This is a genomic window from Streptomyces sp. NPDC016562 (genome assembly GCF_043076955.1).
Lineage (GTDB): Bacteria > Actinomycetota > Actinomycetes > Streptomycetales > Streptomycetaceae > Streptomyces.
Genome location: NZ_JBIBRZ010000001.1, coordinates 1467072 through 1481273 on the forward strand (window position 1 = coordinate 1467072; position 14202 = coordinate 1481273).

Below are 14202 nucleotides of genomic sequence, written 5' to 3' on the forward strand. Positions count from 1 at the left end.
TCTCAGGGGCCGGGTGTCATGCTGGGACCACCTGCGGGAGGAGCTCCGCCGTGCTTCGTATCGCCGTCGTCGGATCGGGCCCCAGCGGGGTCTACGCGGCCCAGACGCTGGTGCAGCAGCGCGAGGTGCCCGGGGTGCGGGTCGACGTCCTGGACCGGCTGCCCGCTCCGTACGGGCTCGTGCGGTACGGGGTCGCCCCCGACCACGAGAAGATCAAGTCGCTGCAGGGCAGCCTGCGCACCGTCCTTGAGGACGAGCGGATCCGCTTCCTCGGGAACGTCGAGGTCGGCGGGGAGGCGCTGCCCACGCAGCGGCTGCTGGAGCTGTACCACGCGGTGGTGTACTGCGTGGGCGCGGCGCGGGACCGGCTGCTGGGGATCCCCGGCGAGGAGCTGACCGGGGTGCACTCCGCGACGGCCTTCGTGTCCTGGTACAGCGGGCACCCGGACGCGGTCGGCGAGGACTTCGACCTGCACGGGGTGGACGCGGCGGTGGTCGTCGGGGCGGGCAACGTCGCGGTGGACGTGACGCGGATCCTGGCCCGGGGCACGGCGGAACTGACCCCGACGGACATGCCGCAGCCCGCGCTCGGCGCGCTCGCGGACAGCGCGGTGCGCAGGGTGGCCATGGTCGCCCGACGCGGGCCCTCGCAGGCCAAGTTCACCACCAAGGAGCTACGGGAACTGGGCACGCTGCCGGGGGTGGACGCCCTGGCGGACCCCGCCGAGCTCGCGCTCGACCCCGTGTACGAGGACCCGGAGACGGCCGCCGCCCTGCCGGCGGTGGCGCGGCGGAACCTGGAGGTGCTGCGCGACTGGGCCGAGCGCGGCCCGGGCGACGCCGGGCGCCGCATCGACCTGCGGTTCTATCTGCGCCCGGCGCAGATCCTCGGCGGACCCGACGGCCGGGTGACCGGCATGCGCTTCGAGCGCACCGCGCCGGACGGCCGGGGCGGGGTCACCGGGACGGGCGTGTACGAGGACATCGAGGCGCAGTTGGTGCTGCGCTCGGTGGGGTACAAGGGCGTCCCGCTGGCCGGGCTGCCCTTCGACCCCGCCAAGGGCACGGTCCCGCACGCCGCGGGCCGGGTGCTGCGCGCGGGCCGGGCCTCGCTCGGCGAGTACGTGGCGGGCTGGATCAAGCGCGGCCCGACCGGGGTGATCGGCACGAACCGCCCCTGCGCCAAGGAGACCGCGTCGTCGCTGCTCCAGGACGCGGGGGCGCTGGCCCGCCGCGAACTGCCCGGGGACCCCCTGGACGCCCTGCGCGCGGCGGGCCTGCGTCCCGTGGAGTGGCCGGGCTGGCTCGCGATCGAAGCGGCCGAGGCCGACCTGGGCCGTTCCCTGGGCCGCCGCTCGGTGAAGATCCCGGACTGGCAGGGACTCCTGGGCGCGGCGGACGCGGGTGCGGGCGCGGGTTCGGGTGCGGGCTGAAGCGGTGCGCCGTACGGGGCGGTGGAGCCGAGCCGGCTCAGGCTTCGATCTGCAGCCAGGTGTCCCCCGCGCGGAGCCAGAGGACCCCGTCGCGGCCTTGGGCGCAGCCCCAGACGACGGGACCGGGTAGTCGCAGCTTCTCCTTGGAGGTGATCACCCAGGCGTCGTCGACGAGCTCCGCGCGGCTCAGCTCGACGACGGGGCGGCCGTGATACCGGTGGCTGAGGAGCATCCGGCTGCCGCGGACGGCGATGCCGTCGGTGTCCCTCACGGGGTTGCGGTAACTGCTGATGTGACCGTCGGCGGGATCGACCCGGGACAGGAAGGCGCCGCCATGGCTGTACCAGGCGAGCCAGACCACGGCCCCCTCGGTGGCGCCTGCGCTTCCGCCGAGGGGCCACACGGGGAGACCCTGAGGGCTCCACGTGTGGAGGCCGTCGGTGTCCCAGCGGGCCAGGCCGGCATCGGACTCCGGATGGTCCCCGTAGATGCCCTCGTCGCCGTAGGCGGTCCAGATGCCGCCGTCGCGGTCGGTGACGATGTAGTCGATGTCGTCACCGATACAGAAGTGACTGATGGGGTATCCCCCGGGGGAGTAGACGACCGCGTTCCTCTCCCAGCTCCCGTCCAGGTGCCAGCGTGCACGGCCTGCCGCCAGCAGAAAGCGGGACCACGAGAGCAGGGCCAGGTGGCTGGTTCCCGGGCCTATGCCGGTCACGGAGGTGCGGTGTTCCACGCCGTCCGAGATCACGACCAGTACGCCGTCACACGGAGCCGCCACGCTCCATTCGACCCATCCCCTGATGGACGAGGAACGGCGCAGGTGCCGTTCCTGGACCAGCACCACCGCGAGGTCGCCACTCGGTCCGACGCTCCACCACAGGGCCCGCCATCCGGCCCGGGCGTCCTCAGGGGGCAAGCTCCACACGACGGACGGTTCGCCAAGCGTCATCGGTTGTCACCTTTGGGACTCCAGGCCCCAACGGCGCCCGAAGAGAGGCACGTTACCGGACGGCGTCCGCAGCGCTTCGGCCGGCCCTGCCCGGCGCCCTCGGCGGCCCGGCGCCCTCGGCAGGCCGGCGCCAGCTGCCTAGGCGAGGCGCGCCTCCTCCGCGGCCGCCGCCGTGAGGACGCTGTCGAGGAGGCCGGGGAAGAGCGCCTCCAGGTCCTCTCGGCGCAGGGCGTTGAGCTTCGTGGTGCCGCGGTAGGCCTGCCGGACGACCCCGCTCTCCCGCAGGACGCGGAAGTGGTGGGTGGTCGTGGACTTGGTGACCGGCAGGTCGAAGTACGAGCAGGCCAGGTCCGAGCCCGACGCCGCGAGGTCGCGGACGATGGAGAGCCGGACCGGGTCGGAGAGCGCGTGGAGCACGCCCTCCAGGCGGATCTCGGCCGGCTCCGGGTGTGCGCAGGTGCGGGTCGCGTCCCGTTCCGTCATGTCCCTGCTCCACTCACTCGGCTGCCCGTGTCATCGTACGAGAGTCACCGTAGGACCCGCGTCACCCCGGGCGGTCTCACCAGGAGCGGTGGTACTGCTCCGGCGTACGGATCTCCGCGCCCAGCTCGGCCGCCGCGCGGCGGGCCCAGTACGGGTCGCGGAGCAGTTCGCGGCCCAGCAGCACCGCGTCGGCCTCCCCGTTGGCGAGGATCTTCTCGGCCTGCTCCGGTTCGGTGATCAGGCCGACGGCCGCCACGGGGAGCGTCGTCTCGGCCTTGACGCGGGCGGCGAAGGGCACCTGGTACCCGGGGCCGACCGGGATCTCGACCCCGGGGGCGAGGCCGCCGGTGGAGACGTCGAGGAGGTCGACTCCGTGCTCCTGGAGCAGCCCGGCCAGCCGGACGGTCTCGTCGGCGGTCCAGCCGTCCTCCTCCAGCCAGTCGGTGGCGGAGATCCGGAAGAACAGCGGGAGCTCCTCGGGCCACACCGCCCGTACGGCGTCCACGACTTCGAGGGGGAACCGGGTCCGGTTCTCGAAGGAGCCGCCGTAGGCGTCGGTGCGCTTGTTGCTGTGCGGGGAGAGGAACTCCCCGATGAGGTAGCCGTGGGCGCCGTGGATCTCGACGACTTCGTAGCCCGCGGCGAGCGCGCGCTCGGCGGCGGCGGCGAACTGGCGGGTGATCTCGGCGATCTCCTCGACCGTCAGCTCGTGCGGCACCGGGTGCCCCTCGGCGAACGGCACGGCGCTCGGGGCGAGCGGCTGCCAGCCGTGCCCCTCGGGTCCGACCGGGGCGCCGCCCTTCCAGGTGCGCTCGGTGGAGGCCTTGCGGCCGGCGTGGGCGATCTGGATGCCGGGCACGGTGCCCTGGGCCTTGAGGAAGGAGGTGATCCGGCGCAGCGCCTCGACCTGCATGTCGTTCCAGATGCCGAGGTCGTAGGGGGAGATCCGGCCCTCCGGGGAGACCGCGGTGGCTTCCTGGATGATCAGGCCGGTGCCGCCCACGGCGCGGGCCGCGTAGTGCGCGAAGTGCCAGTCGCCCGCCACGCCCGCGTTCGGGCCGAAGGCCTCGGCGCTGTACTGGCACATCGCGGCCATCCACACGCGGTTGGGAAGGGTGACCGAGCGCAGGGTGTACGGCGTGAACAGGGCGGCGAAGGCGGTGGGGGCGGTCTGAGGGCCAGGGGCGGCGGGGGCGGCGTTCATCAGGGATCTCCAGAGGTCAACCGGGTGCGCCGGGGCTCGGCGGCTAAGTACGAGAATCACCGTACTACGAAATCTCTCGTACTACGAGACCTGCCGTACAAAGCTGGGTCGTGTTTCGCGCGCGACGTCTGTCAGTGGGTGGGTGCAGACTGGCCGGAAAGCGCTCCACAGGATCGCCCCGCAGGGACAACGACGTCCGGAGGTGCCGGCCATGGCCGACGTACTGCTGCTCGTGGGAACCCGTAAAGGACTCTTCATCGGCCGCCGCCAGGGCGGCGGGCCGTGGGAGTTCGACGGACCCCATTTCAACGCCCAGGCCGTCTACGCGGTCGCCGTCGACCGGCGGGGCCCGTCGCCGCGGCTTCTGGTCGGCGGGGACAGCACGCACTGGGGGCCGTCCGTCTTCAGCTCCGACGACCTCGGGGCGACCTGGCGCGAACCCGCCGCGCCCGCCGTGAAGTTCCCCCAGGACACCGGAGCCTCCCTGGAGCGGGTCTGGCAGCTGCAACCGGCCGGCCCCGAGGCCCCGGACGTGGTGTACGCGGGGACGGAGCCGGCCGCGCTGTTCCGCTCCACGGACCGGGGCGAGTCCTTCGAGCTGGTGCGCCCGCTCTGGGAGCACCCGAGCCGCGGCAAGTGGCAGCCGGGCGGCGGCGGCGAGGGCCTGCACACGGTGATCACCGACCCCCGCGACCCCGACGCCGTGACCGTGGCCGTGTCCACCGCCGGGGTGTTCCGCACCACCGACGGCGGCGCCAGCTGGACCCCATCCAACCGCGGGGTGTCGGCGGTGTTCCTGCCGGATCCCAACCCCGAGTTCGGCCAGTGCGTGCACAAGATCGCCCAGGACGCCGGGGACACGGACCGGCTCTACCTGCAGAACCACTGGGGCGTCTACCGCAGCGACGACGCCGGGGCCGGGTGGACCGACATCGGCGGCGGGCTGCCCTCCGACTTCGGTTTCGCGGTGGCCGCCCACCCGCACCGGCCGGACACCGCCTACGTGTTCCCGCTCAACGCCGACTCCGACCGGGTGCCGGCCGAGCACCGCTGCCGGGTGTTCCGCACCCAGGACGCGGGCGCCACCTGGGAACCACTGACGCGCGGACTGCCGTCCGGGGACCACTACGGCACGGTGCTGCGCGACGCGCTGTGCACGGACGACGCGGACCCGGCGGGGATCTACTTCGGCAACCGCAACGGCGAGCTGTACGCCAGCCACGACGACGGCGACAGCTGGCAGCTCCTGGCCGAGCACCTGCCGGACGTACTGTGCGTACGGGCGGCGACGATCGGCCAGTAGAGTGATCCACCGTGGCAGCACGACCGTTGAACGAGATCGTCGAGCCGGGCTGGGCCCGGGCTCTGGAGCCGGTGGCGGGGCAGATCGCCGCCATGGGCGACTTCCTGCGCGCCGAGATAGCGGCGGGCAGGACGTACGTCCCGGCCGGGGCCCACGTGCTGCGGGCCTTCCAGCAGCCCTTCGACGAGGTCAAGGTCCTGATCGTCGGGCAGGACCCCTACCCGACCCCGGGGCACGCGGTGGGCCTGTCCTTCTCGGTGGCCCCCGAGGTGCGGCCGGTCCCGCCGAGCCTCGACAACATCTTCCTGGAACTGCACCGGGACCTCGGCACCGGCCGCCCGGCCAACGGCGACCTCACCCCGTGGACCCGGCAGGGCGTGCTGCTGCTCAACCGCTCGCTCACGACCGCGCCCCGCCGGCCCAACGCGCACCAGGGCAAGGGCTGGGAAGCGGTGACCGACCAGGCCATCCGGGCGCTCGCGGCGCGCGGCAAGCCGCTGGTCTCCATCCTGTGGGGCCGGGCGGCGCGCGATCTGCGGCCGCTGCTCGGCGAACTGCCGGTGGTGGAGTCCTCCCACCCCTCCCCCAGGTCCGCCGATTTCGGGTTCTTCGGCTCCAGGCCGTTCAGCCGGACGAACGACTTGCTGGTGAGACAGGGGTCACAGCCTGTGGACTGGCGCTTGCCGTCCGTCAGTTGAGGGTATCTGTTCTTCAGCGGATAAATACGGACAGATGCCGCGCGAGATGGCCCTGCCCGAACACCTGGTTCCGATAAGCCAGTAGCATGCGGCGCCATGAGCTCCCCCACTGGGCCCGCAAATGGCCTGCCCGTACGAATGCCGCGACCCCGCCAGACCGGACGGCACCGCCGGCCCGAGCCCGCGGTGGCGCCCGAGGGCGCGCCCGCGCTGGTGCTCGCCGTGCCCGGTGCCCCCTCGGCCGTCTCGCGGGGGCTCGCGGAAGAGATCATCAGCATCGGCCGCTCCGAGCTGCCGGGCCTCGACGCCCGGATCGGCTTCCTCGAAGGGGACGACGCCTCCGAGTTCCCGTCGCTGTCGGGCGTGCTGACCGCGGTCGCGAGCGAGCGTGCCGCGCGCGCGGACTTCGCCCGCGCCATCGGCCAGGAGGTGCCCGCGCCGACCGGCCCGGACGCCGTGGTCGTGCCGCTGCTGGCCGGTCCGGACGGCGATCTGCTCCGCCGGATGCGCCAGGCCCTGATGGACTCCTCGGCCGCCGCCGAGCTGGCCGACGTACTCGGTCCGCACCCGCTGCTCGCGGAGGGCCTGCACGTGCGGCTGTCCGAGGCGGGCCTGGCCCGTGCCGACCGCGCCCGGCTCTTCACCGTGACCACCGCCGCCGACGGCATCGTGCTGGCCACCACCGGGGGCGAGGAGGCCGTACAGGCCGCCGGGATCACGGGCATGCTGCTCGCCGCCCGCCTCGCGGTGCCGGTCAAGGCGGCCGCCCTGGACCAGGAGGGCTCGGTGGCCGCCGTCGCCGAGCAGCTGCGCCGCGAGGGCTCTACGCAGCTCGCGCTCGCCCCGTACCTGATCGGCCCGGAGGCCGCGGACGGACTGCTGGACACCGCCTGCAAGGAGGCCGACTGCGCCGCCTCCGAGGTGCTCGGCGCCTACGGCGCGCTCGGCAAGCTCGCCGTCGCCCAGTACTCCGCCGCGCTCGGGATCAGCCAGGGCGCCCCTGCGAACTGAACCGTCCCACCACGACGTGAGGGGCTCCCGCCGGGCGGCGGGGGCCCCTCACGTCGTTACGGCCCCGCGCACCCGGGGCCGTCAGCCGAAGACCACGCAGGTCGGGGCGGCCACGGCCATCGAGCCGGCCAGGCGGGGATGCCCGGTCCGCGGGTCCACGTCGAACCAGGTGATGTCCCCCGAGCGCTCGTTGGCCGCGTACAGCCGGCGCCCCGAGGGGTCCACGGCGAGGTCGCGCGGCCAGTGACCGCCGCAGTCGGCGACCCCGGTCAGCCGCGGCTCCTCGGCCCCGTCGGCGAGGGAGAAGGTGGCGATGACGTCGGCGCCGCGGACCGCCGCCCAGACGAAGCGCCCGTCGGGTGAGGCGACGACCGCGGAGGGGTAGTCCCGTACGGCCCCTGAGCGGGCTTCTGAGAGCACCGGAACCTCCCGGACCGGTTCCAGGCCGCCCGCTTCCGCGTCCCACCGGCAGACGGTCAGCAGCGGCCTCAGCTCGTTCACCACGTACGCCGGCTTCCCGTCCGGGTGGAAGGCGAGGTGGCGCGGGCCGTTGCCCGGCGTCAGCCGGGTCTCGGAGTGCAGCCGCAGCGCGCCGCTGTCCCCGTCCAGCGCGCAGACGCGGACGGAGTCGGTTCCGAGGTCCACGCTCAGCACCCAGCGGCCGGTCGGGTCGGGCAGCACCTGGTGGGCGTGCGGCCCCTCCTGCCGGTCCGCGTCGGGGCCCGAGCCCCGGTGCGCGAGCACGGCGGCGGGCCCGCGCGGACTGCCGTCGGCGGCCAGCGGGAGGCTGCTGACGTCCCCGGAGGTGTAGTTGGCGGTGAGCAGCCGGCTCCCTGCCACGCTCAGGTGCGTGGGACCGGAGCCCCCGACGGGGGCGGCCGCGCCGAGGGGGGTCAGCCCGTCGGCGGTGGGCCGGAAGGCGGCCACCGCGCCCCGCCCGGTCTCGCTCACCGCGTAGAGCAGGCCGGAGTCTCGGTCGAGGGCGAGGTACGAGGGGTCCTCGGCGGCGGTGACCGAGAGCGGGGTGAGCGCCCCGGTCACCGGATCCACGGCCGCGGTGGTGACACCGAGCCCGCCCGCCGATGTGAACGAGCCGATGTAGGCCCGGTGTTCCGTCGTCCCGGCCGTCCTGTCACGCATGCCGTGTCCCTCCGCCGATCGGTTCGGAGCCGACCCTAACAGGAGGTCTAGACCAGGTCTCGGCCTTGGGCCCGTTCCTGCGCCCCGGAGTGGTGGACGTACGCGGTGCTGCTCGGGCTGTCCTCGTAGGTGCGGTGGAAGACGGGGGTGGCCGAGCCGGAGATCGGCGGCACGATCCAGGACCAGTCCGCGCCGACCTCGCGTCCCTTGCGCTGCTCCCGTTCCAGGTGGGACAGGAAGCGCCGGGACTCGCTGTGGTGGTCGGCGATGGTGACCCCGGCGCGGTCGAAGGAGTGCAGGACCGCCCGGTTGAGCTCGACGAGCGCCCGGTCCTTCCACAGCGAGCGGTCGCTGGAGAGGTCCAGGCCCAGGCGGCGGGCCACGGCCGGCAGGAGGTTGTACCGGTCGGTGTCGGCGAGGTTGCGGGCGCCGATCTCGGTGCCCATGTACCAGCCGTTGAACGGGGCCGCCGGATAGTGGATGCCGCCGATCTCCAGGCACATGTTGGAGATGGCGGGTACGGCGTGCCAGCGCAGCCCCCAGTCCGCCCAGCCGCCCTGGTCGGGGTGTTCGATCGGCACTTCCAGCACGGCGTCCGCGGGGGTCTCGAACCAGCGCGGTTTGTCGTCGACGCCCTGGACCACCAGGGGAAGCAGGTCGAAGGGGGTGCCGGCGCCGCCGGGCCAGCCGAGCCGGAGCAGGGCGGCGGTGAGCGGGGCGTTGCGCGCGTCGCCCACGGTGAGCGAGGGGTGGTCCCCGTAGCCGGCGTACCGGACGAGCTGCTCGCTCCAGATCAGCGGGCCGGGGCGGTCCGGGGCGTCCGGCGCGAAGACGGTGATCGTGGGTCTGACCCGCCCGCCGTTGGTCGCCTCGCGCAGGTGCGCGAAGCACTCGGCGGCGATGCCGTCGGCGTCGGTGAGCGCGCGGCGGTCACGGACCCGCAGCGAGTTCCAGTAGAGCCTGCCTATGCAGCGGTTGCTGTTGCGCCAGGCCACGCGCGCCCCGTGGACGAGTTCCTGCGGGGTGTGCACGTAGCTTCCGGTGTCCGCCAACTCGGCCCGCACCGCGGCGAGCCGGGCCTGCGGATCACCGGCGTCCCGGTTCTCCCGGTGGAAGAGCCGGATGAACTCCTCGGCCGCTTCCCACACCTGTGCGGTGGTGGAGCGCTGGTGAAGAATTTCCATCCCGGGCGGTTACCCCCTGTCCGACCTGATCCACCCTGTTCGTGCCGGATGAATGCGCAATGAACAAGGACCCGTTGTATATGCGCCAGATCGGCGGCGTGCGGTTCGAGCGCCCGGAGCACCCCTCCGAGTGCTCTTCGGGGATCGGGCTGCGGGCGGCAGTCGAAGGGGCGTACGATCCGACCGCTCACGGGCCGCGTCAGGGGCCGGGCCGGGCGGGGCGGGTTCAGGTCACGAGCACGGCCGGCTCATGAACAGCGCCTGCTCACCGGCGGCGGGCGTGCCCCCGTAGAGGGTGGTGTCGAGGCCGCAGAAGGTGAATCCCATGCGCCGGTAGGCGTGCACGGCCGGGGCGTTGACCGAGCTGACCTCCAGCCAGAGGTGCTCGGCGCCCCGTTCGCGCGCGAACCGGTCCGCGCAGTCCATCAGCGCCCGGCCGATGCCGCGTCCCCGGCGGCCGGGCTCCACCTCGATGTCCTCGATCGTCAGCCGCCGGTTCCACGCCGCGTAGCCGACGGCGGCGAAGCCGCACACGTCGCTGCCGTCGAGCGCCACGTAGGTGCGCGTGTCGGCGGCCGAGTCCACGGCGCCGGCCCCGCCCCGGCCCCCGGCGAACCCCTGCTCGTCGTGCTCTTCCGGCGGGAACGCCTTGTGCACCGGCGGGTCCACGGGGACCTCGCGGAGCACGAAACCGAAGCCGGTGTCGGCGGCGGCGACCTCGAAGACCGTGTCGGTGGTGAAGGAGCCGTCCAGGGCCTCGATGGCACCCGCGTCCTGCGGGCGGGCGAGGCGGTAGACGATGCCGTCGGCGGAGCCGGGTGCGGTGGTCATGGAATCCACGGTACGCAAAAAATCCCCCGGCTGAATTGACTGCCGAGGGAGGAGTGAGCGTATATTTAACAGTTCGCGACTTCAGTAAAAACGAGGCCGCAAAGAAGCTTACGAAGACACCGTATCGCGGCAGGAGTGCAATTGTCAACCGAGGAATTCCGGAAAGAGCAGCAATTCGTCACCGACCTCTATCGGCGCCTCGATGACCTGCGCGACCAGGCCGAACACGCAGTCGAATCCGCTTTGCGCGACGTCGGCACCGGCCTTCAGGCCCGCCTGGAACGCGATGTGCTGGTCGCCGAGCAGTCCGGTCTGCTCTCCGCTCTGAATGGCGGTGAGAACGGCCTGTGTTTCGGCCGTCTGGAGTTCTCCGACGGCCGTGACCACCACATCGGCCGGATCGGAATCCGCGCGGACGACACCGACCGCACCCCGCTCGTCCTGGACTGGCGCGCGGATATGGCGCGTCCGTTCTACCTCGCCACCGGCCACACCCCCATGGGGCTGCGCCGGCGCCGCCACATCAGCAGCCGGGGGCGCGTGGTCACCGCCCTGCACGACGAGATCCTCGACCTGACCGACGCGGAGCGCACCGGGCACGAGGGCGCCGACGCGGACGCCGTGCTGCTCGCCGCGCTCGACGCCGCCCGGACCGGCCGCATGCACGACATCGTGCGCACCATCCAGGCCGAGCAGGACCGGGTCATCCGCTCCACGCACCGCGGGGTGCTGGTCGTCGAGGGCGGCCCCGGCACCGGAAAGACCGCGGTCGCGCTGCACCGCGCGGCCTACCTGCTGTACGCCCACCGGGAGACCCTCGCCAAGCGCGGGGTCCTGATCGTCGGACCGGGCCCGGCCTTCCTGGGATACATCGGCGGGGTGCTCCCGGCCCTCGGCGAGACGGGCGTGCTGCTGTCCACGCCGGGCGAGTTGTTCCCCGGGGTCCACGCCACCGGCACCGACCGGCCGGGGGCCGCCGCCGTGAAGGGCCGGGCCGCGATGGCGGAGGTCCTCGCCCGGGTCGTCGCGGACCGCCAGCGGCTGCCGGAGACCGTGCCGACGCGGTGCGGCGAGGACTACGACACGGTCCCCGAGCCCGCGCTGGAGATCGACCACGACGACTACGGGACCCTGCTGCTCGACCGCACCATGGCGTACGCGGCGCGGGACCGGGCCCGCGCCACCGGCCTGCCGCACAACCAGGCCCGGGCCGCCTTCGCCTTCCCCGTCATCGACGCGCTCACCGCGCAGCTCGCCGAGCGGCTGGGCGCGGATCCGTACGGCGGTCCGAACCTGCTGGGCGCCGACGACATCGCCCAGCTCGGCAAGGAGATCGCGGTGAGCCCCGCGGTGCACGCCGCGATCGACTCGCTGTGGCCCCGCCTCACCCCCCAGCAGCTGATCGGTGACTTCCTGGCGGAGCCCACCCACCTGCCCGCGCACGAGGCCGAGCTGATCCGCCGCGCGCCCTCGCGGCGGCCCGACTGGACCCCGGCCGACGTGCCGCTCCTGGACGAGGCGGCCGAGCTGCTCGGCGAGGACGACAGCGCCCGGCGCGCCGCCGAGGAGCGCGAGCGGCAGCGGCGCATCGACTACGCGCAGGGGGTGCTGGACCTGTCGCAGGGCTCGGAGTCCTACGAGTTCGAGGACGAGGAGAGCGAGTACCTCGCGGCGCACGACATCATCGACGCGGAGCGGATGGCCGAGCGCCACGAGGAGGCCGATCACCGCAGCACGGCCGAGCGGGCCGCGGCCGACCGGACGTGGGCCTTCGGGCACGTCATCGTGGACGAGGCGCAGGAGCTGTCGGAGATGGCGTGGCGGCTGCTGATGCGCCGCTGCCCGACCCGGTCGATGACGCTCGTCGGTGATCCGGCGCAGACCGCCGACGAGGCGGGCTGCGGTGCGTGGGAGCGGATCCTCGCCCCGTACGTGGGCGGGCGCTGGGACCTGGTACGGCTCGGGGTCAACTACCGCACGCCCGCCGAGATCATGGAGGTGGCGGCGGCCGTTCTGCGGGAGCGCGATCCCGGCTTCGAACCGCCGACGTCGGTACGGGCCACCGGGACGCGGCCCTGGTCGCACGAAGCGCAGGACCCGGCGCGGGCGGTGGCGCAGGCCGTGGAGCGGGAGCGGCCGGCCGAGGGACGGCTCGCGGTGATCGCCCCGCGCGGGCTGCATCGCGCGCTGGCCGACGTACTGCCCGGCGTACGGGAGGGCGCGGAGCCGGATCTGACCCGGGAGGTCGTCCTGCTGGACCCGCGCCAGGCCAAGGGGCTGGAGTTCGACACGGTGATCGTGGTGGAGCCGGCCGAACTCCAGCCCAGCGACCTGTACGTGGCGCTGACGCGGGCCACCCAGTCCCTCGGGGTCGTGCACACCCCCGGCCGGCTCCCGGCGGGGCTGGCCGCGGCTGCGGCTTCGGGCGGGTTGCTCAGGCGCTGAGGCTCAGGCGCTGACGGGGTCCCGCGGGTCGCTGCCCAGCGGGGCGGCGAGCCCGGCGAGGGCCCGCTCCAGCCCGTGCAGGTGGGCGAGGGCGGGCCCGGCGGCGGTGGCGGCCGCGGCGGCCTGCGCCGCCGAGTGGTCCGCGGCGGCGAATCCGTCCAGCCGCCGTTCGCCCGCGGTCAGGGCTTCGACGGCCGCCTCGACGCGCCAGCAGGCCGCGGCCAGGCGGGCGTCGTGGCTGGCGTCGGGATCGGCGGCGACGGCCACCAGCCCGCGCACCTCGCGGGCGCAGTCGTCCAGCAGGGCGATGACCTGGCCCGCGCGGGCCTTGCGGGCGCGGAACGGGCTGAGCGGGTGGACCAGCGGCGCGAGGGCCATCCGGACCCGGGCCAGCAGGGTCTCCAGCTCGGCCGCGTGGGGCGCGGGGTCCGCCGTCGGGGAGCCGGCCAGGCGGGCCGCGGCCTCGGCGGTGGCGGCGTGCACGCAGTGCAGGGCCCGCTGGATCCAGGCGTCGTTCGTGGCGTGGGTGGTGACCGGCAGGACGAGGACGACGGCCAGCGCGGCGCACACGGCGCCGACGGCCGTCTCCTCCAGGCGCAGGACGAGCAGGCCGGGGTCGAGCACGCCGAGCAGCCCGTAGAGCAGTCCGGCCATCAGGGTGACGGCCAGGATCATCCAGCTGTAGGAGACCGGGGCCGTGTAGAAGATCGCGAAGACGCATCCGGCGACCAGGACGGCGGTGGGCACGGGCGCTCCGTCCAGGGGGATGGCGATCAGCACGCCCGCGGCCACGCCGACGACGGTGCCGAGCACGCGGCGGAAGCCGCGCACGAGGGTCTCGCCGCGCGAGGCGGTGTTGACGAAGATCCACCAGGCGGTGCCGACGGCCCAGTACCAGCGGTCCTCGGAGAGCACCTGCCCGACGGCGAGGGCGACGGCGCACGCGGCGGTGGCCTGGAACGCCTGGCGGGTGGTGGGCCGGGCGAGGCCCCGCCCGGGCAGCGGTGCGGGTGCGGCGGGCGGCGGGGTGCGCCGCTCGATGGGCCACAGCAGGAACCGGACCGCGGCGGCGGCGCCGAGGGCCAGGGCCACGGCGGCGTACAGGCCGGGGAGCTGGGCGGGCAGCGCGTGCAGGAACTGGGTGATGAAGAAGTTCATGAACGCGAAGATCCCGAGCGCGTGTCCGCGCGGGCCCCAGCGGCGGGCGTAGACCCCGCAGAAGACGACGAGGACGAAGGCCGCGTCCCGGGCGAGGGGCACCCCGTGCAGGGTGGTGGCGAGGGCGAGGACGGGGAATCCGGCGGTCGGCAGGAGGGCTGTGGTGACCGCCTGGCGGCGCACGGTCGCGTCGGTGACGGTGAAGAGGGCGAGCAGGGCCGCCAGTCCCCCGGTGATGGAGGCGGTCAGGGACAGACCGCAGAGCTCGGCGAGGGCGACGGCGGCGGCGACGCCGATCACGGCGCGGGCCGCGTTCCTGAGTCTCATACGGCCCGGATCCGGTGCCACGAACATCCTCTT

At 73.9% G+C, this 14202-nt stretch carries 13 protein-coding genes; 5 read left to right on the forward strand and 8 right to left on the reverse strand.

Going from position 1 to position 14202, the window contains the following annotated elements; all coding sequences use genetic code 11:
- Positions 1-50: 50 nt before the first annotated feature.
- On the forward strand, positions 51-1433 hold the full coding sequence (locus tag ACF059_RS06795; RefSeq protein ID WP_392052345.1) for an FAD-dependent oxidoreductase: 1383 nt from the start codon (positions 51-53) through the stop codon (positions 1431-1433).
- A gap of 37 nt (positions 1434-1470) precedes the next feature.
- Here the strand turns inward: ACF059_RS06795 and ACF059_RS06800 are convergent, their stop codons facing one another.
- The 3 genes from ACF059_RS06800 to ACF059_RS06810 all read right to left on the reverse strand — a co-directional run bounded on the left by ACF059_RS06800 (position 1471) and on the right by ACF059_RS06810 (position 4072).
- Positions 1471-2385 carry a hypothetical protein gene (locus ACF059_RS06800; RefSeq protein WP_392052348.1) on the reverse strand — a complete coding sequence of 305 codons (915 nt, stop codon included), beginning with the start codon at positions 2383-2385 and terminating at the stop codon, positions 1471-1473.
- A 138-nt stretch (positions 2386-2523) separates the two neighbouring features.
- Positions 2524-2868 (reverse strand): helix-turn-helix transcriptional regulator, encoded by a 345-nt coding sequence (locus tag ACF059_RS06805; RefSeq protein WP_360895629.1) that lies wholly within the window; start codon positions 2866-2868, stop codon positions 2524-2526.
- A 76-nt stretch (positions 2869-2944) separates the two neighbouring features.
- Positions 2945-4072, reverse strand: a complete 1128-nt coding sequence (locus ACF059_RS06810; protein ID WP_392052351.1) for an NADH:flavin oxidoreductase/NADH oxidase — start codon at positions 4070-4072, stop codon at positions 2945-2947.
- Between the two features lie 211 nt (positions 4073-4283).
- On the opposite strand from ACF059_RS06810, the gene ACF059_RS06815 reads away from it, so the two are divergent.
- From ACF059_RS06815 to ACF059_RS06825, 3 genes are all read left to right on the forward strand, one after another.
- The gene (locus tag ACF059_RS06815) at positions 4284-5375 is read left to right on the forward strand and encodes a WD40/YVTN/BNR-like repeat-containing protein (RefSeq protein WP_392052354.1); all 1092 of its coding nucleotides are present in this window, start codon (positions 4284-4286) and stop codon (positions 5373-5375) included.
- Positions 5376-5386: 11 nt separating this feature from the next.
- Complete coding sequence (locus tag ACF059_RS06820) at positions 5387-6073, forward strand: uracil-DNA glycosylase (RefSeq protein ID WP_392052357.1); 687 nt, start codon at positions 5387-5389, stop codon at positions 6071-6073.
- Between the two features lie 96 nt (positions 6074-6169).
- Complete coding sequence (locus ACF059_RS06825; protein WP_360895641.1) at positions 6170-7084, forward strand: hypothetical protein; 915 nt, start codon at positions 6170-6172, stop codon at positions 7082-7084.
- A gap of 81 nt (positions 7085-7165) precedes the next feature.
- On the opposite strand, the gene ACF059_RS06830 is transcribed toward ACF059_RS06825, so the two are convergent.
- The 4 genes from ACF059_RS06830 to ACF059_RS06845 form a co-directional block, all read right to left on the reverse strand.
- On the reverse strand, positions 7166-8224 hold the full coding sequence (locus tag ACF059_RS06830) for a lactonase family protein (protein WP_392052360.1): 1059 nt from the start codon (positions 8222-8224) through the stop codon (positions 7166-7168).
- Between the two features lie 47 nt (positions 8225-8271).
- Positions 8272-9408: a nitric oxide synthase oxygenase gene (locus ACF059_RS06835; protein WP_392052362.1), complete on the reverse strand. Its 1137-nt coding sequence runs from the start codon at positions 9406-9408 to the stop codon at positions 8272-8274.
- A 231-nt stretch (positions 9409-9639) separates the two neighbouring features.
- Positions 9640-10239 carry a GNAT family N-acetyltransferase gene (locus ACF059_RS06840; protein ID WP_392052365.1) on the reverse strand — a complete coding sequence of 200 codons (600 nt, stop codon included), beginning with the start codon at positions 10237-10239 and terminating at the stop codon, positions 9640-9642.
- A gap of 144 nt (positions 10240-10383) precedes the next feature.
- Positions 10384-10731 (reverse strand): hypothetical protein, encoded by a 348-nt coding sequence (locus ACF059_RS06845; RefSeq protein ID WP_392052368.1) that lies wholly within the window; start codon positions 10729-10731, stop codon positions 10384-10386.
- Between ACF059_RS06845 and ACF059_RS06850 the strand changes: the two genes are divergently transcribed.
- A complete protein-coding gene (locus ACF059_RS06850; protein WP_392052371.1) occupies positions 10699-12684 on the forward strand; it encodes a HelD family protein in 1986 nt (661 codons plus the stop codon). The genes ACF059_RS06845 and ACF059_RS06850 overlap by 33 nt on opposite strands.
- A 3-nt stretch (positions 12685-12687) precedes the next feature.
- On the opposite strand, the gene ACF059_RS06855 is transcribed toward ACF059_RS06850, so the two are convergent.
- Entirely contained in the window at positions 12688-14196 is a 1509-nt protein-coding gene (locus ACF059_RS06855) for an FUSC family protein (RefSeq protein ID WP_392052375.1), read from the reverse strand.
- Between the last annotated feature and the right edge of the window lie 6 nt (positions 14197-14202).

What these genes read in the sequence shown, in the direction of transcription:
- ACF059_RS06825 (WP_360895641.1), top strand. Translation starts at nt 6,170, where the DNA reads ATGAGCTCCCCCACTGGGCCCGCAAATGGCCTGCCCGTACGAATGCCG.
- ACF059_RS06840 (WP_392052365.1), bottom strand. Translation starts at nt 10,239, where the DNA reads ATGACCACCGCACCCGGCTCCGCCGACGGCATCGTCTACCGCCTCGCC.
- ACF059_RS06805 (WP_360895629.1), bottom strand. Translation starts at nt 2,868, where the DNA reads ATGACGGAACGGGACGCGACCCGCACCTGCGCACACCCGGAGCCGGCC.
- ACF059_RS06850 (WP_392052371.1), top strand. Translation starts at nt 10,699, where the DNA reads ATGGCGCGTCCGTTCTACCTCGCCACCGGCCACACCCCCATGGGGCTG.
- ACF059_RS06800 (WP_392052348.1), bottom strand. Translation starts at nt 2,385, where the DNA reads ATGACGCTTGGCGAACCGTCCGTCGTGTGGAGCTTGCCCCCTGAGGAC.
- ACF059_RS06855 (WP_392052375.1), bottom strand. Translation starts at nt 14,196, where the DNA reads ATGTTCGTGGCACCGGATCCGGGCCGTATGAGACTCAGGAACGCGGCC.
- ACF059_RS06830 (WP_392052360.1), bottom strand. Translation starts at nt 8,224, where the DNA reads ATGCGTGACAGGACGGCCGGGACGACGGAACACCGGGCCTACATCGGC.
- ACF059_RS06835 (WP_392052362.1), bottom strand. Translation starts at nt 9,408, where the DNA reads ATGGAAATTCTTCACCAGCGCTCCACCACCGCACAGGTGTGGGAAGCG.
- ACF059_RS06815 (WP_392052354.1), top strand. Translation starts at nt 4,284, where the DNA reads ATGGCCGACGTACTGCTGCTCGTGGGAACCCGTAAAGGACTCTTCATC.
- ACF059_RS06810 (WP_392052351.1), bottom strand. Translation starts at nt 4,072, where the DNA reads ATGAACGCCGCCCCCGCCGCCCCTGGCCCTCAGACCGCCCCCACCGCC.